Origin of the sequence: Thermoactinomyces daqus, from assembly GCF_000763315.1 — a bacterium.
Classification (GTDB): domain Bacteria; phylum Bacillota; class Bacilli; order Thermoactinomycetales; family Thermoactinomycetaceae; genus Thermoactinomyces_A; species Thermoactinomyces_A daqus.
Map to the genome: position 1 here is coordinate 149,556 of NZ_JPST01000005.1, position 22,361 is coordinate 171,916.

The 22,361-nt window shown below is 48.2% G+C and carries 23 protein-coding genes; 9 read left to right on the top strand and 14 right to left on the bottom strand.

All coding sequences use genetic code 11. From position 1 onward, the window contains the following. Positions 1-69 precede the first annotated feature (69 nt). From JG50_RS0102640 to yfkAB, 3 genes are all read right to left on the bottom strand, one after another. Entirely contained in the window at positions 70-321 is a 252-nt protein-coding gene (locus JG50_RS0102640) for a hypothetical protein (RefSeq protein ID WP_033099528.1), read from the bottom strand. A gap of 540 nt (positions 322-861) precedes the next feature. After that, positions 862-1,524 carry a DUF975 family protein gene (locus JG50_RS0102650; RefSeq protein WP_033099530.1) on the bottom strand — a complete coding sequence of 221 codons (663 nt, stop codon included), beginning with the start codon at positions 1,522-1,524 and terminating at the stop codon, positions 862-864. A gap of 260 nt (positions 1,525-1,784) precedes the next feature. After that, the gene (gene yfkAB / locus JG50_RS0102655) at positions 1,785-2,915 is read right to left on the bottom strand and encodes a radical SAM/CxCxxxxC motif protein YfkAB (RefSeq protein ID WP_033099531.1); all 1,131 of its coding nucleotides are present in this window, start codon (positions 2,913-2,915) and stop codon (positions 1,785-1,787) included. Positions 2,916-3,774: 859 nt separating this feature from the next. On the opposite strand from yfkAB, the gene JG50_RS0102665 reads away from it, so the two are divergent. Next, a complete protein-coding gene (locus JG50_RS0102665) occupies positions 3,775-4,206 on the top strand; it encodes a DUF2621 family protein (RefSeq protein WP_033099533.1) in 432 nt (143 codons plus the stop codon). A 172-nt stretch (positions 4,207-4,378) separates the two neighbouring features. Next, positions 4,379-4,588, top strand: coding sequence for a cold shock domain-containing protein (locus tag JG50_RS0102670; RefSeq protein WP_033099534.1), 210 nt, complete (start codon positions 4,379-4,381; stop codon positions 4,586-4,588). Positions 4,589-4,652: 64 nt separating this feature from the next. On the opposite strand, the gene JG50_RS0102675 is transcribed toward JG50_RS0102670, so the two are convergent. Then, a complete protein-coding gene (locus tag JG50_RS0102675; protein ID WP_033099535.1) occupies positions 4,653-5,105 on the bottom strand; it encodes a hypothetical protein in 453 nt (150 codons plus the stop codon). A gap of 405 nt (positions 5,106-5,510) precedes the next feature. On the opposite strand from JG50_RS0102675, the gene JG50_RS0102680 reads away from it, so the two are divergent. Further along, a complete protein-coding gene (locus JG50_RS0102680; RefSeq protein ID WP_033099536.1) occupies positions 5,511-6,770 on the top strand; it encodes a helix-turn-helix domain-containing protein in 1,260 nt (419 codons plus the stop codon). Between the two features lie 435 nt (positions 6,771-7,205). On the opposite strand, the gene JG50_RS0102685 is transcribed toward JG50_RS0102680, so the two are convergent. Further along, positions 7,206-7,625, bottom strand: coding sequence for a thiol-disulfide oxidoreductase DCC family protein (locus tag JG50_RS0102685; protein WP_033099537.1), 420 nt, complete (start codon positions 7,623-7,625; stop codon positions 7,206-7,208). A 216-nt stretch (positions 7,626-7,841) separates the two neighbouring features. On the opposite strand from JG50_RS0102685, the gene JG50_RS0102690 reads away from it, so the two are divergent. Beyond that, on the top strand, positions 7,842-8,768 hold the full coding sequence (locus tag JG50_RS0102690; protein WP_052153937.1) for an RluA family pseudouridine synthase: 927 nt from the start codon (positions 7,842-7,844) through the stop codon (positions 8,766-8,768). A 104-nt stretch (positions 8,769-8,872) separates the two neighbouring features. On the opposite strand, the gene JG50_RS0102695 is transcribed toward JG50_RS0102690, so the two are convergent. The 4 genes from JG50_RS0102695 to JG50_RS0102710 form a co-directional block, all read right to left on the bottom strand. Next, the gene (locus JG50_RS0102695; RefSeq protein WP_033099538.1) at positions 8,873-9,175 is read right to left on the bottom strand and encodes a YunC family protein; all 303 of its coding nucleotides are present in this window, start codon (positions 9,173-9,175) and stop codon (positions 8,873-8,875) included. Between the two features lie 88 nt (positions 9,176-9,263). Beyond that, positions 9,264-9,521, bottom strand: coding sequence for a DUF6154 family protein (locus JG50_RS0102700; protein ID WP_033099539.1), 258 nt, complete (start codon positions 9,519-9,521; stop codon positions 9,264-9,266). 182 nt (positions 9,522-9,703) lie between these two features. Further along, positions 9,704-11,179, bottom strand: coding sequence for a bifunctional metallophosphatase/5'-nucleotidase (locus JG50_RS0102705; protein WP_052153938.1), 1,476 nt, complete (start codon positions 11,177-11,179; stop codon positions 9,704-9,706). Positions 11,180-11,229: 50 nt separating this feature from the next. Further along, positions 11,230-12,096, bottom strand: a complete 867-nt coding sequence (locus tag JG50_RS0102710; RefSeq protein ID WP_033099540.1) for a DUF72 domain-containing protein — start codon at positions 12,094-12,096, stop codon at positions 11,230-11,232. 273 nt (positions 12,097-12,369) lie between these two features. Here JG50_RS0102710 and JG50_RS18600 point away from each other — a divergent pair, with 273 nt between their 5' ends. Together JG50_RS18600 and JG50_RS0102720 are read left to right on the top strand one after the other, a co-directional pair. Further along, positions 12,370-12,780 (top strand): Mov34/MPN/PAD-1 family protein, encoded by a 411-nt coding sequence (locus JG50_RS18600; protein ID WP_052153939.1) that lies wholly within the window; start codon positions 12,370-12,372, stop codon positions 12,778-12,780. A gap of 37 nt (positions 12,781-12,817) precedes the next feature. Then, on the top strand, positions 12,818-14,290 hold the full coding sequence (locus JG50_RS0102720) for a nicotinate phosphoribosyltransferase (RefSeq protein ID WP_033099541.1): 1,473 nt from the start codon (positions 12,818-12,820) through the stop codon (positions 14,288-14,290). A gap of 103 nt (positions 14,291-14,393) precedes the next feature. On the opposite strand, the gene JG50_RS0102725 is transcribed toward JG50_RS0102720, so the two are convergent. The 5 genes from JG50_RS0102725 to JG50_RS0102740 all read right to left on the bottom strand — a co-directional run bounded on the left by JG50_RS0102725 (position 14,394) and on the right by JG50_RS0102740 (position 19,674). Beyond that, on the bottom strand, positions 14,394-15,095 hold the full coding sequence (locus tag JG50_RS0102725; RefSeq protein WP_033099542.1) for a creatininase family protein: 702 nt from the start codon (positions 15,093-15,095) through the stop codon (positions 14,394-14,396). Between the two features lie 124 nt (positions 15,096-15,219). Further along, a complete protein-coding gene (aceA, locus tag JG50_RS0102730) occupies positions 15,220-16,488 on the bottom strand; it encodes an isocitrate lyase (protein WP_033099543.1) in 1,269 nt (422 codons plus the stop codon). Positions 16,489-16,494: 6 nt separating this feature from the next. After that, positions 16,495-18,111, bottom strand: coding sequence for a malate synthase A (aceB, locus tag JG50_RS0102735; protein ID WP_033099544.1), 1,617 nt, complete (start codon positions 18,109-18,111; stop codon positions 16,495-16,497). A gap of 319 nt (positions 18,112-18,430) precedes the next feature. Next, the gene (locus JG50_RS20865; RefSeq protein WP_255518413.1) at positions 18,431-18,553 is read right to left on the bottom strand and encodes a hypothetical protein; all 123 of its coding nucleotides are present in this window, start codon (positions 18,551-18,553) and stop codon (positions 18,431-18,433) included. Positions 18,554-18,828: 275 nt separating this feature from the next. Beyond that, the gene (locus tag JG50_RS0102740; protein ID WP_160173793.1) at positions 18,829-19,674 is read right to left on the bottom strand and encodes a YihY/virulence factor BrkB family protein; all 846 of its coding nucleotides are present in this window, start codon (positions 19,672-19,674) and stop codon (positions 18,829-18,831) included. Between the two features lie 212 nt (positions 19,675-19,886). On the opposite strand from JG50_RS0102740, the gene JG50_RS0102745 reads away from it, so the two are divergent. The 3 genes from JG50_RS0102745 (at position 19,887) to dapD (ending at position 22,290) form a co-directional block, all read left to right on the top strand. Continuing rightward, positions 19,887-21,218, top strand: a complete 1,332-nt coding sequence (locus JG50_RS0102745) for a helix-turn-helix domain-containing protein (RefSeq protein ID WP_033099545.1) — start codon at positions 19,887-19,889, stop codon at positions 21,216-21,218. Further along, positions 21,202-21,405 carry a hypothetical protein gene (locus tag JG50_RS0102750; RefSeq protein ID WP_033099546.1) on the top strand — a complete coding sequence of 68 codons (204 nt, stop codon included), beginning with the start codon at positions 21,202-21,204 and terminating at the stop codon, positions 21,403-21,405. Before JG50_RS0102745 ends, JG50_RS0102750 begins: the two co-directional genes overlap by 17 nt. A gap of 174 nt (positions 21,406-21,579) precedes the next feature. Further along, on the top strand, positions 21,580-22,290 hold the full coding sequence (dapD, locus tag JG50_RS0102755) for a 2,3,4,5-tetrahydropyridine-2,6-dicarboxylate N-acetyltransferase (RefSeq protein WP_033099547.1): 711 nt from the start codon (positions 21,580-21,582) through the stop codon (positions 22,288-22,290). Positions 22,291-22,361 lie beyond the last annotated feature (71 nt).

Here is a 22,361-nt window from a genome sequence, read left to right on the forward strand (position 1 = left end):
CTGTCCAGCGATGCACTCACACGGAAAGAAGCCGGATACAGACGGGTTCCGGCTTCTTTACAACGAAGGTTACAAAGCATCGTTCATAAACATTTGCGGATTCGGCTGTACAGCCTCCTCTTCCGGTTGCTTTGGCTTCTTCTCCTGGTTGAGCGCTGTTTCAATCAGCATGATCAACCCTTCATTAAAACTGAGATTGCGTTTGCGGCAAAAGTGCTCAAACTCTTTTTCCAACGGACGCGGCACCAAAAGAATGCGTTCCGATTTCGATTGCTCTGGCCCGTCCACGTTTTCCCGGACAAATTTTTGAAACAGATCCATATGCACTCCTCCGATGACTACAACCTTGCTGTCAACAACCACACACAGTAAAAAGAATAAACGTCCTAAGTTCATTATATTCTGTTTGGATCACCCATTTCCATAACCCATTGTCAAACGGTCCGGAATCCGGGTTCCATTTTCACACCACCGAATTTTTACTCACAGAAAAAACAATATTAATAAAAAGCAGCCTGTTGACAAAGTTCCAAATAAAGGGTTATTATGTTTTGCTCGCAGAGAAATACAAAAGCAACGGAGGGAGATATGTTAAACGGAGAAAAAATCCGCATTGCATCAACGGCAAATGGGAGGACCACGAAATTTATTCCATCACCTCGGAAGAGTGGCCGATGCCCTCGATTTGACCGAACGGATTCACCCCGTACCGATCCGGAAAACCCCCGCAGACGCCTGCGTCCCGTGTCGCCGGCACGCGGGCAATAAGATCAAGAAACGCAATTTAAAGACTCACGGGCAGGCGACAATCGCACGACAAACCCATCCGCCAGGAAAACCGGACGGATGGGTTTCTCTTTGTCAGCGAATTGATGCTTCCGTAGACTGGCCGCTGATTTTCAAATAAAATTGCATCTGTGCCGCATTGAAATAGGGAATTAACCAGAAAAACCCGATTCCCAGCGAAATGAAGGACAAAAGGAACCAGCCGATAAACGTGAGATGCAGCACAAACAGCTGCCACTTGTGGCCGTTCATCAGCTTCCGGCTCTCCGTAATCGCTTGGAATGCCGAATATTCGGGATGATCCAGCAGGATATAATAAGCCATGGAATAAGAATAGGACTTGATAATCCCGGGAATGATCAACAGTATACTCCATAATGCAATATAAATTGATTGCAACACAACCACACCGATGGACCGGAGATACCACTCCCCTTTAAAACGTGAAAACAGATCCCCGGTTTCTGCTTCTTGCCGGCGCACCAACTTCATGATAAACACGACATATCCAATAATGAGCGGAGCATATACAAAGATCCACCACAGTAATTGAATCAGTGTGTTAAGGAGCGACACCCCGTCCAATTCGTTCTGCGGATCACTCGGCTTCAAAAACAGATCAATAATGGTCGGAACACCGTTAACTAAAATAAGATATAAAATTGTAACTCCGACCGCGATGCCCCATTTCCCCCGCAAAGAATCTCGCGCGGCTTGACGAAGAGAAGAATAGCTCAACGATCTCACTTCCTTTTTTGTTTTATATTCAATAGTATAAATATACAGAACATTATATTCAAATATTTATATTTTTACTTCGATTTTAGTAAAAAGGTTGCGAGCAAACGTGTACTCCCCGTATTTTGTCTGACTCCCCAAAAAACACTCATGTCTTTCCGGCACAGCCTGAAGAAAGTCAAAACCGACATCACGGAAAGCAGGGGAGGAGCCCCTCTCCCCGTCATGTGACAGCAACTTGAAAACAGATCTCTTCCCCTTCACTGTATTTCAATTTTGGCACGGCGTTTGCTGAAATCCCAATCGGCATAATAAGCATGGGCGACCAACAGGTTGGGGCCGGCACATTTCGCTTTCAGGCAGAAACAATGGGTTTTCTTGGCCAGCGGATGTTCCAGCCATTGCTGAAAAATATCGTCCAGCCGGTCTGTTTTGATATTTCCCAGAGCGGGAACATCCCCAAAATCCGTCACGATGACATCTCCGGTAAACGCATTGACATTCAGGCGGTTGCGTCCATCGGGATCCTGTCTGACCGTCACATTCGGCTCACGATGAAGCCTTTGCCACAGCTCGCGATCCTCCGCTTTGTCGCTGCACGGGTAAAATGGAAGGGTGCCAAACAAGATCCATACTTCCGGATGGTGTCCATCGAGCAGGCGGTGCACCGTTTCCCGGTACTGATCCAGTGTCAGCAGCTCCATTCCCCTTGCAAAATCGCTCGGGTAAAGGGGGTGAACTTCATGCCGCTTGCAGCCCATTTCCGCAATATCCTGATGCATCTTCACGATATGGCGGGAAGTAAACGGGCTTAACAGCGACTCGGCTGAAATGAAAACACCTTGTGCGGACAATTGGCGCGCATTTTCTTTCAACCGGTTAAACAGGGTCTCCGCCGTTTTAAAATCCACGTCTTTTTTTGCTTTCTGAAAAGCGATACGGTAAAAATCCTCCGCATCCCGGTAGTTATAGGAAATATGTAAGACATCCAAATCCTCGATCCAATCCTCGTACCGGCTTAACGGCAAGGTCAGGTTGGAATTGAGCTGGGTATAAATCCCCCTCTCCCGGCAATATTTAAGCAACGGACGAATCGTTTCTTTTACGACACGGGGATTTAAGATCGGCTCTCCCCCTGTAATGCTTAATGTTTTTAATGTCTCCACTTCATCAAGACGACGGATCAACTGATCTACGCTGATCGGCAGTCCTTCCCTTTCCACCAGTGTCTCTCCAACCGCACAATGCTCACATCGCAAGTTGCAAAGGTTGGTTACCGTAAATTCCACACTGGTCAATTCGTACTTTCCTGTCGCGGCTCTCGTCATCCATGCATCCCAAGGATCATATTGCGGAGTGACCGGTCTTATCCCTTTTTGATTTGGTTGCATTTCACGCTCTCCTTTTTTCTTCTGTCAAAGTGCCGTCACATGTCGGGGCGGGGCGCACTCATCCATCCGGGTTTACCGGATTTTCATCCTTTGGGTTGTACCGAAAAGACATGCATTTTTTCAAAAAACAGGCACGGGTGAGAGTATAGCCCAGCGCTGAAGTAACGTCAATATTTCCGGCAATGTTACAACAATATTTCAGAGCCCGGTTTTATGTTACCGGGCCCGCACAGGCGCACGATGGTGTGACCTCCACTGCAAGCCTTGAAAATCAGTCTTTTTGATGCGCAATGCCCTCATTTGTCAGGATGTTTTTTTGTTTCAAAAAGCGTCTTAACGTAACCGCAAGATTACATTTCGTTTTCAATTGCGTAAAATCGCGGACAAACGCAAAAAGCCATTCTATAATAAACTCATCAAGAGATTGATGGAGGGAAACAGCCATGAATAACGCTTCAATCGGTTTGTTTAATGCAACGCTCATGAGCCTTCCGGTATGGGGAATCATTTATTTCGCAGTTCGTCTCTTGATTGGATAAGGATCATCATTTCCAAGCGGAATTGCCATAAATCAAAAAATCACACAGGAGGTCATTCAGATGAACAATGCACTTGTCGGTTTAATCAATGCTTCTCTCTTGAGTATTCCTTGCTGGGGACTGATCGGTTATGCCATCCACACTTTTTTCTAAGCGGAAAACCTAGGAACGCTTTCTCCAAATAAATGGAAGAAGGCGTTTTTTTATGCCTTTTTCCCGTCATGAAATCGGCGTGTGTCTCGGCTCCGACTTGCAGCTGTACTTTCCCCTTCGTTATAATGAATTTTTGAAAGAGAACGAGAAAAGAGGTGTGGCCTTCTGTGACAGTACCTGCATGGCTTGAATGGTTCTATCTGTTCTTCTGGATCGTGTTTCTCCTTTTCCTGGCAATCGGCGGTTACTTCATGTTCCGCAAGTTTTTAAAAGCACTGCCCAAGGAAGACGGGAAATCGATCCTCGATTGGCAGGAGTATTATATAAACCAAACGCTGCATCTCTGGTCGGATGAACAAAAAGCGCTGTTAAATGAACTGGTTGAACCCGTGCCCAAACTGTTCCGCGATGTGGCCAAACAAAAAATTGCCGGAAAAATCGGTGAACTGGTTTTTCATGAACAGGCTGAAAAATTAACGGAAGAACATATCGTGAAAGGTTACATTTTGGCCACACCCAAACGGGATCACAAGTGGTTGATCAAAACACTGCAAAAAAAACAGATCGATCTTTCCGCCTATCAACATTTATTCCAATAAGGAAGGAAAAAACTTGAACCGTTTCGACGGGCGTGTTATGATGTGTTTATAATTAAGCGTTAAAAAGTCGGATGCAAGTCAAGTTTCATCTTGTGGCCTCTTGTTTAGCGTAACAAAAGGTTTTCAAGTGCTTGAGTTTGACCGCTTTTTAATGGAAGAAGGAGGCCCTAAGATGAAGGGTAAGGTTAAATGGTTCAATGCTGAAAAAGGTTATGGATTCATCGAGCGCGAAGACGGTGGCGATGTATTCGTACACTACTCCGCGATCCAAGCCGATGGATTCAAAACCCTCGAAGAAGGCGAACCGGTTGAGTTCGATATCGTAGAGGGTGAACGCGGACCCCAATCCGCCAACGTTGTTCGCTTGAACCAAGTCCGCTAAACTCAAGCCACAAAAAAGCACTTTCCTTAGGGAAAGTGCTTTTTTAATCATGCAACCGGCAAGGTTATTCCTCAATCAAGTCCAGGAACGTGAAAAAGGCTGTATCCAGATCGTAAGTTTGTGCAGAAATGCAATTATTTACCTTAATCGTAAATCCCTTTTTGTTGTCGTACGTGACCTCGATCGGCTCCGCTTCCTCTGTAAAAGCAAACAGAGAGCCGATTTTTTTGTTTTTCAGTTCACAAAAGGATACATAAAATTGGCGCTCATCTTCCGCACACAAATCGGAGGGCGGGGGAGATACCACCTGTGCGCTGGGAAGAGCCTCCGTCCATTGTGTCTGAATTTGTGACATGGCTTCCTCCAGCATTTTCGCCTCTTCATAATAGACGGCGGACAAAAATTTGCGGGGTTCTTGCAAACTCTTGTTATAAAAATATTCCATCTGTTTCTGAAGCGCTTGCAACAAAACCCGTTTAAGGTCATTATTCAAATTTAAAAAGATCATCCTTTTCACCCGTGACACTTCCTTTCACCAAAAAATCGGGAACGGATTTATCCATTCGCTTCTCTTCCCGGAAGGAAGAGGCGATCAAGAATTCGCTTTTTCTTTTGTCTGGATCCAATCTTTTTGGAACTCTTGCTTCTTTTCTTCCCTTACAAACTTAGTATAAAGAAGAGCTGAAGGTTGATTCAATCAATTATTGGAATTAGATAAATATTTTCTATATTGCGGAAATATTCTTCTATGGTATTTTTTCTGCCAAAAAATAAAAAAAATATCTCGTATATTTCTGGAAGTGCAGTAATAATTAATTTTATACTGCAAAAAATATCAAAAATCATGTTGTAACTGCCACACACGTTGTGATATATTTTGTTAGAAAAATGCGAATAGTAGAGAAGGAGGTATCCAAGCTTAATGGATTTTGTCAAGGTCGGGCAACTGATCCGCAAAACTCGCAAGGAACGCGGGATGACCCTTGACGATCTGGCTGATGACTATATTCCCCGGGCCACTCTCTCCTCAATTGAACGCGGATTGACGCAAAATCATGTCAAGGTTCGCTACCTTCTCCGTAAGCTGGATCTGTCTCTCAGCGAACTTTCCAAAAAAGATCAGGAAGAAGCCGAAGAACGCCGGCTGGATTTGCTGATCCTGGAGAACAAGCTGTACGCCGACCCCAAAAAAACCCTTGCAGAACTCTCCAACCTCCCCCCTTCCTACGATGGCCCACTTCTTCACTTTTTAAAAGGAAGATGTCACTTCAAATTAAAGCAAAACAACAAAGCCGTTGAGTATTTTCACAAGGCCTTGCAGGAGATCGAAAAAACTGTCGACTATCAACCGCATAATTTAAAACCCTGCATTTTGAACAACCTGTCGGTCATCGAGTTTAAACACACCAAAAACAAAGAGAAAGCCTTGCGCTATGTGGAAGAAGGAATCAAAAGTTTTGATCCTGGCGGGGAGCGAAAATATTATTACACCATCCTTTTAACCAATAAGGCGATCTATCTGCGCGCATTGGGGAGAGCGGAGGAAGCACTGAAAACCCTGGAGCAAATCACCGTGGATTCACTTGATATCAATATCGAAACAGCGATCGGCATCTATGATCTGCAGGCAAAACTGAAAATGGAGATCAAACTCTATGACGAAGCGGCCGCCTGTGCGCAAAGAGGACTGGAAATTGCGAGAATTAACGATAATTTTGAACGGCAACTCGAGCTGTACATCACCTTGGCCGACATTTACCGCGGGCGTAGAGAACTTGACCGCGCCGAAAAATGCCTGAAAGCAGCCATTGATTTGAAAAGCAAAATCTCGCGAAGACACTGGCTCCTCCTGGAAGCATATCAAAAGCTCGGAATTGTCTATTTTGAGAAAAAAGAATTCCAGCTTTCTCACGACATATTACAGAAAGCATCGAAAATTGCAAATAGAGAAAATGATATGTTAAAATACTCTAAAACATTGCTATATATAGCAAAAATCTTACTTGCAGAACAAAAAACATCCGATGCAATCAAATATTTATTAAAAGTCTATGAGTTAGATACGGATACCAGCAGCAAGCTTGAAGCATTGTTTGGACTGGCACAAGCCTATCTGGCACTCAATGATGAACCCAACTACGCAAAATACTCGAAGCAATACTTCCAACTGGCCAAGGGGTAAGTTGAAAAAGGAGGGGCTTCCTGTGGTGTATCTCGGCGTTTTCGGCGATCCTCCAAGTGATACCGAACCGATTGATTAAAAAATGGAGGGCTTCCTTACTCGTGTGTGAAAGAAAAATTTTGGTGCTCTTGGGTACCGAACCATTCCCATCATGAAAGGGAGCCTTCCCTTTATCCGTTTGCGGCAACTTTTCCCTTGGTATGGAGACTTTCGGATCAATCGCGCCTCCGGGTTCATCGCTTCAGGATGACATCTCGGTAATCTCCCCTTGCATCAATTTCTCTCACCTGTTAACGACTTCACACATTCCCTGGCGAACGCATATTTTCCGACCGCCTCCCGCCCTCCCCGATCTCCGGACACCTTCAGCAATTCGTGAAAAAATCGGAAGGCGATTTTTCGACAGAGGGATGTGGTGCGGCCGATCAAATTGGTTTAAAAATCTTCAAGAAAGCGGTCCCGCATCTCCTTGTCCGGCACCATGCAGCTCTCGGTACGCCCAAACCAACGGTAACGCCGTTTGGCCACCTGGCGGTACAGATAATCGCGAACCGGACGCGGAATCGCTCCAAGGAGGGAAAACCATCTCCATCCTCCTTTCAGCCTCCGGCAAATCCTCAGGACTGCTGCAGATTCTGTGTAACATCGTCCGTTTTCCAGTAAAACGATCGATTCCAGCGCCCCCGGTTCAATTCCATATCCAGGCAAAACGGAACAGGCCACTTTGGATTGCAACGAGGCAAAACGAAAAACACCGGCCTTATCCTTTTTAAGCAAAAATTGCACCCAATGATTGCAGAAGTTGCATACCCCGTCGAAAAAAATCACCGCAAACGGGAAATTCCTCCCATTCATTTTACCCACCCTCTCTGTTCTTCCGCCTTGAGCTCCCCCGGTTCCGAATGATCAGTCAAGGGGCAGCACTCTCCGCTCATTTTTTCTTCCATCCCCGGTTTTTCCCAAAAAGACATTCACATTTATGTTTCATGGTACGTTTGCCTTTTGTTTGAATGGAGTTAAACTGTAGTTAAACCATATTCTTTATCACATCTTTGGAAAAGGGAAAACGCCATGGTGAAAACAATGAACAATAAATGGATTACCTATACGATCAAGGCCGATTTGGAAGGGATGACCGTTGAAGAAATTCTCAAAGGCCCCCTCCAGCTGTCCGGCCGCATGATCAATCGGTTAACCCGGCGGAAGGGAATTCTGTTAAACGGACGTTCCCCCTGGATGAAACAAAAAGTGAAAACAGGCGATCAGATCAAGGCTGCCGTTCGCCCGCTCGAGAAATCCGATCTGCAACCCGAGCCGGTGCCGTTCACCATCGTTTATGAAGATCTCGATCTGATGGTAATCGACAAACCGGCCGGGGTGACCGTTCATCCCGTCCGTCCCGATGACAGGAGCACTCTGGTTCACGGCATCCTGCATGTATGGGAACAGCAAGGGGTTTCGGGCGTACCGAGACCCGTTCACCGCCTCGACCGGAATACCTCGGGTTTGATCCTGATTGCCAAAAATGCATACATGCACCAGCTGCTCGACCGGCAACTGCGGCAGAAAAAAATCGAACGCCGATATTTGGCGCTGCTCGGCCGCCCTCTGCCCCGTCTTGCCGGCACGATTGATGCCCCGATCGGTCGTGATCCCGGCCACCCCACCCGCCGGAAGATAAAGAAGGGCGGAGAGCATGCGGTTACCCATTATCAAGTGCGAGACCAAAATGAACAGGGAGCCTTGGTCGAGGTGCGCCTGGAAACCGGACGAACGCATCAAATTCGCGTCCACTTTGCTCATTTACAAGCTCCCCTTATGGGAGACAGCTTGTATCAAGGGGAACTTTCCCTGATCAAAAGGCAAGCGCTTCATTCCAGCGTGCTCTCTTTCCTCCATCCCTTGCAGGGGAAAGAAATGCGTTTCACCTCCCCGCTTCCGGACGATATGAAACAGGCGGCAGATCGATTGCGGCTTTGCTGCCATACTGATCCGTGAGACAGGACGGCCTGACCGGCAATCCACTTTCGCGGAAAATGAAAAACCTTCGGAACATCACATCCGAAGGTGAGGCTGTAGACAAAAATCAACAAAGGTATTCTTCACATCATCTTGACCAGTGCTTCTTTGCCCGTCATTCCCGAAGTAATTCCCATCGACTCGGCCGTGTGCGTAACCGATTCGAGGGGAGCATCGAGCAGCTGTTCCAATGTACGGGCTCCCACTGCCCTTGCCGCAATTATGTTGCGGTCGGAAAGACGTTCGTTCAATAAAGCGATATCCAATGCTCCACACATGATATATCCCTTATCGGTTGTGATCACCAGCAATGTTGTTTTCGGCAACTTAACCTCGATTCCGAGAACCTGGCGACCATCGATGTCAATCGGCTTCATCTCAATCAAGCGCATTCCCTCCTCAGCCCTTACTTCTTACAACAAAGTATGAGCAAACGCCCAAAAAAGTGAGAGAATGCGCCAATTTTTTTATGAATCAATGATACCGGGACGGAGTTAACAACGACCTGTGCGGCTGGAGCTTTCCATCCTGAATCATTTTCATTTTCAGCATCTCCACCAAATAGACACCCAGCATCTGCATAATCTCATCATCGCTCATCTCATCAATCAACTGGAGTACATTCTCGCGTGACTGCTCTTCCAGAATGCTGAGAACGATCGCAACCGCATCTTCTTCATCATCATTTAACTGATCCCTGTATAGCGAATATACTTCATCCACAAAACTCATCGCGGCAACCTCCCTTATGTATATTGTAGAACAGTGCTTATCCTTTTGCGAGGTTTTTCCTTTAGGTTAACAATAAATGGTTTATTAATGCGTTTCAAGAATGATCCACGGAATCCATCTCAGAAAGAGCCATCGCAATCCGAAGCGCGGTTCCCGCACCCCACCTGATTTTGCTTGTGCTTTCACACTTGGGTTGTGCCGAAAAGACATGAATGTTTCCTTGTTTCATCAATCCATCTCGGCTCCCTGCATCTTTGGAGCGCATCTGTTTTTTTGAGCTGCACTGCCAGCAAATCCCGCAAAAACTCAGGCAGATAAAAGCGAATGATCTCCCCTTCTTTCAAGCCGAGGTATCCGGCACCAAAGGTAAACATGTCGATGGTGGCCAGCTCATATTCTTCTTCCTCATTCAGTTCCCTCGGCCCTACCATGATGCGAAGAATTTTTTCATGCGGTTTGGCACGGGAATCATACTCTACCTTCATTCCTGACACAGCCATCGATCCGAGAACTTTTCCCCGAAAGCCAAATCCGCGAATCGGCTGTTCCTGAAATTCGGGCAACAGCGATTCTTCCAGCGTCTCCTTGATTGCTTTTCCTTTAATCCTGATTAAAGCCGGGTTGATCGGGTGCGGACAAACCCGGTGCAAATCTTTGCGGGTAATCAGGCCGGAACGGACCGACTTGAGCAATTGGCCGCTGTTCACCAGGGCGATGTCGGCCTGCACCCAGTCACGCAGGCTGTCAGCCAGCAGATTGGCAAATGGCGCTTCACCATACCAGTCGGTAATCAACGGTTCGGGCAAATAAGTGATGGGTTCGGATAAATTACGTTCCGCCTCTTCCCGGTAGCGGTCAATCAAACAGAGAATTTCAGCCGATGCCTCCTGGCCTTTCAGCTCATAACAGCGCCCCTCCACACGGATTAAACGCTTCTGCTCAAGATCGATTTCCAAGGAAACATGGCCGAGATACTCGGCAAACTTGCCGGCCGCCGCGATCCATGTCCCCTTCTCCCGCTCCGGTTCGGGGAGCAAATGGTGCGTGTGCGCACCGAGAATCATATCAATTCCCTCCAGTTGGCCTGCCAGCAACCGGTCGTTCGGCAATCCCAAATGCGACAGCAAAATGAGCAAATCCACCTGCCCCCGCAGAGAATGAACGGCCTCTTTCAGAACGGTCAGCGGATCTTTCACGGTCCAGCCCATTTGCTCATACACCAGCGGGTACGGAATCGTCGCGGCCAGGAAACCAAATTTCACCCCGGCTACTTCCTTGATCTTGTACGGCGAAAGCCAACCGGGCTGGCGATCGCTTCCGTATTCAAAAACATTGCTGCTGATCACCGAAAAAGAAGCATCACGGAAGAGAGCATCAAGATGATCCTTGGAAAAAGTGAGCAATTCATTGTTGCCAAATGTAAACAAATCATAGCCGGTTTTCTCCAAAATCGCCCGGTTTACCCACCCATCCGTCCCTTCCGTTTCCATGCGCATGCGATCCATATGATCGCCGACATCGATTAAAAGTCCTTCTTCTCCCTGCGCGGCCCATTTCTCCCGAAGCGAAGTGACCAGATGGTGAATTTGCGCCGCCCCGTCCAAACGGCTGTGCAAATCATTGGTATGCAAAAGGTGGAATCGTTTTATCAAGCCCACAAAAAACCTCCCTTAAGTCGGCTCTCTTGCCGGCCGGCTTTCACATCCGGTTATTCAAAAAAGGCCAGCTGTCTCGGCGCCAACCCCTCGAACTGCAATCCCAATTTCCCGATCATTTTCATGGCGCTGTCCTTGGCATCCCCCTGCGAATTGTTATTAAAAAGGATCGTAATGCTCTTCGCTTTTTTCTGCAATTCCCGAATCGGCCCGACCCATTCCTCCAGCTCCTGATCGGAATAACGGTATGCATAACGGACGTCCCGCCAGTTGGGCTGGCCGGTATTATTCCATCCAGACCGATTGCGTCCGTGAAAGCGAATCAGTACCTGCTCCGGATTCGTCACCGCCAGTACAACCGGAACCGAACCTTCCCCGGCCTGGGGTTCATCGCAAATAACGTGTATCAATTTTTCCCGCTCCAAAAATTGCAGCGTTTTATCATGAAACTCCGCCCGGAACCAGCTCTGGTTGCGGAACTCGATCGCCACCGGAAAATCGCGAAACGCTTCCCGAACCCGGCGAATATATTTCACATGTTTTTGGCTACAATCATACCAAGGAGGGAACTGAAAAAGTAACATTGATAGTTTGCCCGACTTCATCATCGGCATAACCGATTCGATCATTTCTTCGACCAGCTGCGTCCAGGAGCGTACCGGCGCCCGCTCCGTTCGCCCGTGACCGGTCAATTCGCGGTAAGCCTTGACGACAAAGCGAAATGACTCCGGTGTCTCCTCTGCCCATCGCTCCATCCGCTCCTTCGGGGCGATCGCATGATAGGTGCTGTCCACTTCCACTACAGGAAAATAACCGGCGTAAATCGCCAGCTTCTCCCGCGATCCCGTTCCCGGCGGGTACAAATCATGATCTCCCCATCCGCATAAACCCACTTGAACCGGGTTTACTATTCTACTCATCAGAAATCTGCCTTTCTGGTAAAATTCCGTAAATAATGAGCTTCTCCCTTCATTCTACCATTAGTGATATCGGAAAAAAACGTCAGGTCGCGTATTCTTCAAAAGTGTGTTGCAAGTTTGCTTAAGCTTGTTCCATCAACCGCTTATGCCGGAAATCCCTGATCGTTTTCTCCCAATCACGCAAGTTGCCCATAGACTTCATCTTCAGAGAAATATAAAATAATGGGAGATTCATAGATTGGGTTGATCAAATCCGGCGGGGAGAGCTGAGGGATGAAGCCATCCTTTCTTACCATTCACTCTTATGTAATTGAACAGATGAAGGAGTACTGCCTGAATCAGTATCCGCATCAGGGATACGGTTTTTTGGCCGGCCACGGGTCCGTGATCACGCATTTTTTTCCAATCCCCGGACAAAACAGCGGCCCTTGTTTCCTTGATTTTGAACCGCGTGCCTACTTTGAAGCCGTCAAAAAAATCCGTTCCCTTCAGCTGGAATGGCTCGGCGTTTTGCATTCCCATCCGCTCAGCGATGCTTATCCATCGGCCCGCGACCGCTCAGGCTGGCATTTTGTCCACAAAAGTTTTTGGATTCTTTCCCTGAAGGATAAACAAGTGCAACTAGGCGCTTACTATATAAAGAAAAACCAAGCGATCCCGATCATTTATAAAATCACTGATTAATCCCATGGCAATGCAGACAGACAGGAGTTTACAAAAAATGAATTTGCCACCGATTTCCGCACTGCATACGGATAAATACCAAATCACCATGATGTACGCACACTTCAAAAACAAAACGCATCATCACCGGCGGGCATTTGACCTGTATTTTCGCAGCCTGCCGTTCGGCAACGGATATGTTGTCTTCGCCGGTTTGGAAAGAGCCGTTCATTATCTGGAGAATCTGCGTTTCACCGAAGAAGACATCGAATACCTGCGTTCAATGAATGAACACTTTGAACCGGAATTTTTTGATCTGTTACGTTCGTTCCGCTTTACCGGAAATATCCATGCCATGCCGGAGGGAACCATCGTTTTTCCCGATGAACCCCTGGTCAGGCTGGAGGGAACGGTGATCGAGCTTCAGTTGATTGAAACGGCGCTCCTCAATTTCATCGGTTACCAGTCACTGATCGCCACCAAGGCAGCCCGTATTCGCCATATTGCCAAAGACGACATGCTTCTGGAATTCGGGACACGCCGCGCCCAGGAAATGGATGCCGCCGTCTGGGGAGCCAGGGCCGCCTATATCGGCGGGTTTGACGCCACCTCCAACACACTGGCCGGCAATGTGTTCGGCATTCCTACATCGGGCACGCATTCGCACTCCTGGGTGCAGGACTTTGACAGCGAGTTGGAAGCGTTCCGGGCCTATGCCGCTGCTTTTCCGGATCAAGCGGTGCTTCTCGTCGACACCTACGACACCTTGAAAAGCGGTATTCCGCACGCCATTCAGGTGGGACTGGAGTTAAAACAGCAAGGAAAAACCCTGGCCGGAATCCGTCTGGACAGCGGCGACCTCGCTTACCTTTCCAAAAAAGCCCGGAAAATGTTGGACGAAGCCGGACTTACGGAAACCAAAATCGTCGCTTCCAGCGATTTGGACGAATTCACCATTTTAAATCTGAAATCGCAGGGGGCGAAGATCGACGCATGGGGCGTCGGCACCAAATTGATCACCGCCTATGACAGACCGGCATTGGGCGCTGTGTACAAAATGGTCTCCCGTTATGAAAACGGCGAATGGAAACCGACGATTAAAATTTCTTCCAATCCGTCGAAAGTGACGACTCCGGGCCTCAAAAACATTTATCGCATTGTGGACCGCAAGAACGGAAAAGCCCGCGGCGATCTGCTCACCCTGCTTGAAGAACAAGTGGATGAATCGAAACCGCTGGTTCTGTTTCACCCGCTGCAACCTTTCCGACGCAAAAAGGTGAAACATTTCCGGGCCATTCCCCTCTTGCAACCGATTTTTAAAAACGGCGAACGGGTTTACGAGCTGCCTTCATTGGACGAAATCCGCCGTTATCATCAACAGCAGCTCTCTCTCTTCTGGGAGGAGCATTTGCGCATATTAAATCCAGAAGAATACCATGTGGATCTATCAGAAAACTTATGGCAGACGAAACAACAGCTTTTGCATGATATCTATGAATCGATCAAAGCGGAAAATGGCCACCACGATTAGGATGCGATGAACCGGATGAGAATCCAAAACAAAGAGCGACGCAAACGGGGTTTGCCCCGGTTTTGTGTCGCTCTTTGTTTTGGTTGGCTTTAAGTCTTGCTTATCATGTTCCTTCCATGAATTTCCGAACTGTCATTGAAATTTGCTCCCCCAAAGCTTGCAGGAGGATTCTCCCTTTGTCTGCACTGGCCCGGGTCGGAAATCCAATCGCTCCCGTTTCCGTATAAGGTTTTATTCCGCATGCCGTCAGCAGATCGCGTTCCGGCGAATCCACATCCACCCTCTGCTCCATCCTCACCAATGCCTCATCCAAGTACATGAGAATGGATGTTTCTCCCTCCCCCGCATGCATGTCACGCGAAGGAGCGGCCGAAATCCCGGCCTGTTCATACGCCTTTTCCCAATGTTTGCGGCTGGGCGCAAGCAAAATGCGTGAATGATCCACATTCATCTCCTGTGCAATATTCCCCAACAAATAGTTTCCGCCGTGCCCGTTGATCATCACGATCTTGTCCACGCCCATGCGCTCCAATGAGCGGTTAATATCCTTGACAACCATGATAATCGTAATAGACTGCAACGAAATCGAACCAGGAAAGCCCGCATGCTCGAATGATGCGGAATAAGGAAGCACCGGGCAGACAAACGAGTGGTCAAATCTTTTGGCGCATTCATGTGCAATCGCTTCGGCAATGATGCTGTCGGCAGCGATTGGCAAATGATACCCATGCTGCTCCAGCGAACCGATGGGCAAAAAGGCGATCTCCACGTTTTTCACTTCGGGCCATGTTGAAAAATGGTTCATTGATTCATCCCCCTAAGGAACTCTTCTATAAACTGTTCGATCCGGGATCAACTCTTGCCTGCCGGACACATCAAAGAAGCCGCCCGCAGCAACCCGGACGGCTTTCTTCCAGACAATCTCCCGGTCACGCCGTAAACTGTTCTTCTTCTGTCGAACCTGACATGGCAGTGGTTGAAGAGGTTCCTCCGGAGATGACCATGGAAACTTCATCAAAGTAGCCCGTACCCACTTCCCGCTGATGGCGCGTGGCGCTGTACCCTTCGTTCTCCAGTGCAAATTCGGCCTGTTGCAGCCTGGAGTAGGCGGCCATTCCCTCTCTGTTGTACTCTTTGGCCAGCCGGAACATGCTGTGGTTCAGGGCATGGAAGCCGGCCAAGGTCACAAATTGGAATTTGTATCCCATTTTCCCGAGCTCCTCTTGGAAGCGGAGAATCGTTTTTTCATCCAATTTCTTTTTCCAATTGAACGACGGAGAGCAGTTGTAAGCCAGCATTTTCCCCGGAAACTTGGCATGAATCGCTTCAGCGAACTGCCGTGCTTCCTCCAGATCGGGCTCCGACGTTTCACACCAGATGAGATCGGCATACGGTGCGTAAGCAAGCCCGCGGGCAATCGCTGTTTTCAGTCCGTTGCGAATCCGGTAGAATCCCTCCGCCGTTCGTTCACCGGTGATAAACTCGTGATCACGTGGATCGATGTCACTGGTAATCAATTGGGCGGCATTGGCATCCGTGCGGGCAATCAGCACGGTCGGCACCCCCATCACATCTGCGGCCAGCCTCGCCGCAATCAGATTGCGCACTGCTTGTGAGGTGGGAATCAGCACTTTCCCGCCGAGATGCCCGCATTTCTTTTCGGAAGCCAATTGGTCTTCAAAATGAACACCGGCAGCCCCGGCTTCAATCATCGCTTTCATCAGCTCAAACACATTGAGCGGCCCTCCAAATCCCGCCTCCGCATCCGCCACGATCGGAACAAACCATTCCCGGTCCGTTTTGCCTTCCACATGCTCAATCTGGTCGGCCCGCTGAAGCGCCCGATTGATCCGTTTCACCACCTCGGGAACACTGTTGGCCGGGTAGAGACTTTGATCCGGATACATCTGTCCGGCCAGATTGGCATCAGCCGCAACTTGCCATCCACTCAAATAAATCGCTTTTACCTGTTGTACTGCCTGGTTCCCGGTCAAGGTACCCAATGCGCGGATAAAGGGCTCGCGGTGCAGCAAATCCCAAAGACGTTCCGCCCCTCTTCTGGCCAATGTGTATTCGATTTGAACCGATCCGCGCAGACGCAGCACCTGCTCCGGCGTGTAGGTACGGGAAATCCCTTTCCAACGGGGATTTTCCTTCCAATCTTTTCGCAACATCTCTGCCTGTTCAGCATATCTCATTGATCGTCATCCTTTCTGATCGAATTGGAAAAGAAGTCCGGAACCCGGGAGTGTCAGGAATTCCGCAAATTCACTATCGAACACCAATTCAGAAAACAGACGGCGCGCTTCCTCGAATTTCCGATCCGGCCACTGCTGTTCACCCACTTCATTTTTCAATTTTTCCATCTCTTCACCGATCATCTCGCGCACCAATGCCGGGCTGATGTTCCGCCCATCCTCCAGCACCCCTTTTTCATGGCGAATCCATTGCCACACCTGAGCCCGGGAGATTTCCGCGGTTGCCGCGTCTTCCATCAGATGGTCGATTCCGACCGCCCCGAATCCGCGAATCCAGGCTTCGAGATATAAAATGGCCACACGGATATTTGTGCGCAATCCCTTCTCCGTGATCTTGCCTTTGGGAACTTTCAGCAGGTCTTTCGCGGAAACGGCGACATCCTCCCGCTGCTTCCCGATCTGATTCGGTCCGGGCATAAACCGGTCAAATACTTCCCTGGCGACGGGAACCAAACCGGGATGAGCCACCCAGGTGCCGTCATGCCCGTCTTTCGCTTCCCGCTCTTTGTCGAGCCGGACCGAGTTTTTCGCGCGCTCATTTGCCCCGGGGTCGTTTTTGACCGGAATTTGCGCAGCCATTCCGCCGATGCAGGGGGCGTTACGACGGTGGCAAGTTTTGATCGCCAGCAAACTGTACGCCCGCATGAAGGGTGCGGTCATGGTCACACTGGCCCGGTCCGGCAAGATCACCTCAGGAAAATTCCTTAATCTTTTGATAAAACTGAAGATATAATCCCAGCGCCCGCAATTTAAACCGGCTGAATGCTCACGCAGTTCGTAAAGAATTTCATCCATTTCAAACGCAGCCATGATCGTCTCAATCAAAACAGTGGCCTTGATCGTTCCGCGCGGAATGCCCAATTCGTGCTGGGCGAACAAAAAGACATCATTCCAGAAACGCGCCTCCAGATGGCTTTCCAGCTTGGGCAAGTAAAAATAGGGCCCGGATCCCCTTTTTATGAGCAGGCTGGCATTATGGTAAAAATAAAGACCGAAGTCCACCAATCCTCCCGGAACCGGCTGGCCGTCAACCCAAATATGGTGTTCATCCAGATGAAGCCCGCGGGGTCTGACAACCAGTACCGCCGGATTTTCCTGCAGGCGATAGGTTTTCCCGTTTTCGCTGGTAAATTGAATCGTCCCGCGAATCGCATCGCGCAAATTGATCTGACCTTGAATCATGTTCTTCCATGTGGGAGAACTGGCGTCTTCAAAATCGGCCATAAACACCTTCGCCCCGGAGTTGAGCGCATTGATGACCATTTTTCGGTCTCCGGCCGGCCCGGTGATTTCAACTCGCCGGTCCTTCAAGTCTTCCGGCAGATCGGAAATCGCCCACTCCCCTTCCCGCACCGCTTTGGTTTCCTCGAGGAAGTCGGGCCAAATCCCGCGATCCAGATCAGCCTGCCGTTTCATCCTGTTACATAACAACCGATCCCGCCGGGCGGTAAAAGCCCTGGCTAATTTGCCAATAAACGAAAGTGCCCCTGCTGTTAAAATTTCTTCATAGGCTGGGGGGATCGGGGCATTCACTTTGATCCCTTCCAATTCCAGATCATACATCGTATTTCTCCCCTTTGATCACGATTCGCATTATTATATAACAGAAACCCCTTGTTAGTAACTATATTAGCACAGTTACTGTTATATAACAATACCTATTTTCGATTTTTTCATTCTTTCCCGAAGAGAAAAACCGCTCTGCCAAAAGAGCGGCCGGCTTGTTTCAAGTTCCGATAGATCAGTCGGATCCGGAGGCATCTCTTTGTTCCCGGATCCTTCTGCTCATGTTTGTCGGCATACACCCTGTCGGCAGAGCGATCTTAAACACAGGTTATAATATCGCTTTGTATCTCCGTTAAATCAGCCCGCCTGAATCCCGTCAAAAATCGATATCAATCTCGACACCATCATCAGGCAATTCCCATTTCAGCCCGCCTATTTCGCACTCCAATTCACCGTCTTGCGGCTCGATATTCAATTCAATCGGATCCCATTCTTTCATCTCTTCACCTTCTTTCTGTTTTTAATCCGGCTCATATGGGATTTACCAACCGTTTGTGAAAATAATAATTTCAATTATATATTTATTTCTTCGATTACAACTTTATTTCCCTCCCGCAGCCGCACCGATTGCCGCCGAGTTATAAATAAATTAAATATTTAGACACAACTGGTTGGTGAAATCTCACCCGTATTTGGATGAGATGGCTGCCAAACATCCTGACCCTATCTATTGTGACGAAACAAATGCCCGAAAAGTTTCACCGGAACTACTTGTCAATATACTTTCTCCCCCGTTTCCGTCACGGCTCTCCCCAACTTCACCTGATACCAGGTCGCATTGATCAATCCCCCCAGGACAAGCACGACTGCCGACAGGTAAAACCAGCCGACCAAAACGATGATCGCTCCTAAATTCCCATAGATATGGGAATAATTTTGATTGATCGAAACATAAAACGAAAAACCGTACGAACTGATCTGCCAGCCGAGGGTTGCAAAAACAGCACCGGGCAATGCCTGCCTGAAGGAGACGCGAATGTGCGGGGCCCACTTGTAAAGATTCCAAAAGACGGAAAATAAAACGAGCGTACTTAACAGCCAGCGAACCCAAACCCAAAACTCCAAAAACCATTTCTCCACCCCGAACAAGCTGAAGACGAATTCCCCCAATATCTTCCCGAAAATCGGCAGGGTCAAGGAGACGATCAGGGCGACGAGCAGGCTGAACATCAGAAAAAAACCGATGATAAACTCACTCCAAAAAGTCCGTTCGACATGAACGCGATAAGCGTTGTCCAGAATCCGGATGATCGACCGGAAGGCAACTGAAGCGAGATAGATCGTCACAATCAAACTGACGGAAAAAATGCCACTGTTTTGCTGATCCAGAATACTGGTCAAATTGGAAGCAATGAGTTGGTAAGTGCCGGCCGGAGCATACGGTTTGATCATTCCGAGAATATTGTCGGACCGGAACGGAAGAAAGCCGAGCATCGTGACCGCCAGCAGCAAAAAGGGAAACAGGGACATCAGGAAGTAATATGCTAATTGGGCAGCCAAATCAAAAATGCCGTCTTCCCAAATTCTTTTCCGCAAAATCTTTAAAAATAAAATAAACAACATGATTCCTCCCAATATGGATAAACAAGCTCTATCTATCTTTTTAACCTATTTTTTCAGCAAACATAACGGATTGTAAAAGATGTTCGCCACGAGGCTGTTAAAAAAACGACCAGATCACCAGTATATTTAAGAAAATTAAAAAATACACATTCCCAATTTTTTTAAAAAGGTGTAATATAATAATAATCAGGTTAAGAGAGGTGACCGGGATGAAGACCTTAGCTTTGCACGAAATCGGCGAAGTGATCCGGAAGGTGAGAAAAGACCGCGGGCTCAGGCTGGAGGACTTGGCCGACGAAAATATCTCCCCGGCGACGGTCAGCAATATCGAACGCGGAGTCGCACATGTGAGTCCCGAGAAAATTTCATATCTGCTGGAAAAATTGGATCTTCCAATGCATAAACTTCCGGAAATGCTGGTACAGGAGCAGGAAGAATTAAAAAAAGTAAAATTTAAACTTCTCACCATCGCCACTCTGCGAAAAACAGGATTTATCGACGAAGCGCTCGACCTTTTGGAAGAACTCAACTTGGAAGAAAGCCATCCATATATTGCCCACGCCTACTATTTTAAAGCTAAATGTTACATGGGTAAACGAAAATGGAAGCAAGCCGAACGCGCTCTATATAACGCACTTCGCATCTCACAGCAAAATCCGTACAAAGAAAACAACATGGAAGCGGCCAGCTACCTTCTTTTGGGCTTGATCAGCTATTACCGCAATGATATTGAACAAGCCCTGGAATTCACCAACAACGGAATCGAGGCATTTGTGGAAGACGGTGAAAACCGGCATATCAAAGCCCTTTTATACCGCAACAAAGGGGTTTACCTGCAACGAACCGGACGCATCACCGAAGGAATTCAGCTGGTTCATGAAATATGGGAGCAAATCCCGTTAATGGACGATATCGGAACTGCGCTCGGCTTTTATTGGCTGAGGTCCGAGTTTTCCAGACTGTCCGGTCTCTTGGATGAAGCGATCGAAATTGCCACGGAAGGAATCGAAATCTCGCGCCGCAACAAACAATACGACAGCATGTGCGATCTTTGGACCGTTCTGGGCAGTGTATACACAGCGAAAAAGGAATGGGATCTCGCGGAAACCTCCTTCAAAATGGCCCTGAAACTCGAAGGAAAATTCCCTGAAGACCAACGCCTGACCACCGTATATACCCGGCTCGGCATTCTCTACATGAAGCAGGGAAGAAACGAAAATGCGTACGGCGCTTTGGAAAAGGCAATCAAATATGCAGAAAAGTTCAACGATACTTCCCGGCTCAGCACCAGCCTCATCATGATGGGCGATTTGTGTCAAATTATCGACAAAACGGACGAAGCGATCTCGCACTATCAAAAAGCCCTGGAAATCGCGCAAAAACAGGGATACAAAGAGAAAGAATTTAAAGCCTGGTTCAGCCTGGCCCGCTGTTTTGACGGAAAAGACGAGCAGGAATTTCAGAATTGCATGCGAAATATGTATAATGTAAAGAAAGAGTTTAATAGAAAGGAGGTAGAATTCCTTGAGGAAAGCATCTAAATTTATTTCCATTTTGGTTGTTTCCTCCTTTGCGCTGGTTTCAGCTTTTACCCTCCTCTTTCACGTGCAAAAACATTCTCTCCAAATGGCAAGCAACAGCGAACCGGGCGGACTGAGCATCCATATCACCAACAGTGAACCAGGCGGATTGGCCCCTGATGGAAACAGCGAACCAGGCGGTCTCTAATACCGGGAGCCGGGCGACCCATTTGCAAACATGGGGGACCCGGCTCCTTTGTTTTGACCGGGCTGGTTTTGTAAAAGGATGACATATGTTATACTTTACTGTGTTGAAATCTGTTTGTATCCGCGAATTTCAAGGGATTCCTTTTTTAATACCCGCAGAAAGGATGCCGAAAGTATGAAAGAAATGGACGCACACCAGATCATTGAGTTTATTCAAAAAAGCGAAAAGAAAACCCCGGTCAAAGTACATATCAAAGGGGATTTGAACAGCCTGAAATTTGATAGTGACATAAAAACCTTTATTAACGGCAACGTTGGCGTTTTGTTTGGTGACTGGAAAGCGATCGCTCCCGTCCTGAACGAAAACAAGGATAAAATCGAAGACTATGTGGTGGAAAATGACCGCCGCCATTCTGCGATCCCGTTGCTTGACCTGAAGCAGATTGAAGCGCGGATCGAGCCGGGGGCAATTATTCGCGACCAGGTGGAAATCGGAAAAAATGCCGTCATCATGATGGGAGCCGTCATCAATATCGGGGCCGTCATCGGTGAAGGCACCATGATCGATATGAACGTTGTCGTCGGCGGACGCGGCACAATCGGGAAAAATTGCCACATCGGGGCCGGCGCAGTCATTGCCGGCGTCATCGAGCCGCCATCCGCGACACCTGTTGTCATCGAGGACGATGTTGTAATCGGCGCCAATGCCGTCATCCTGGAAGGGGTTCGCGTTGGCAAAGGCTCGGTCGTTGCTGCGGGCGCCGTTGTCACCAAAGATGTTCCGCCCAACACCGTTGTTGCCGGAACTCCGGCCCGCGTGATTAAAGAGATCGACAGCCAGACCCGATCGAAAACAGAGGTTATTCAAGCATTGCGCGAGCTTTAATCGGCCCGCTACCCTATCAGAAGAAATTTGGCCCTCCGGGGCCTCATTTTATATCAAAAGGAGAAGGCAAC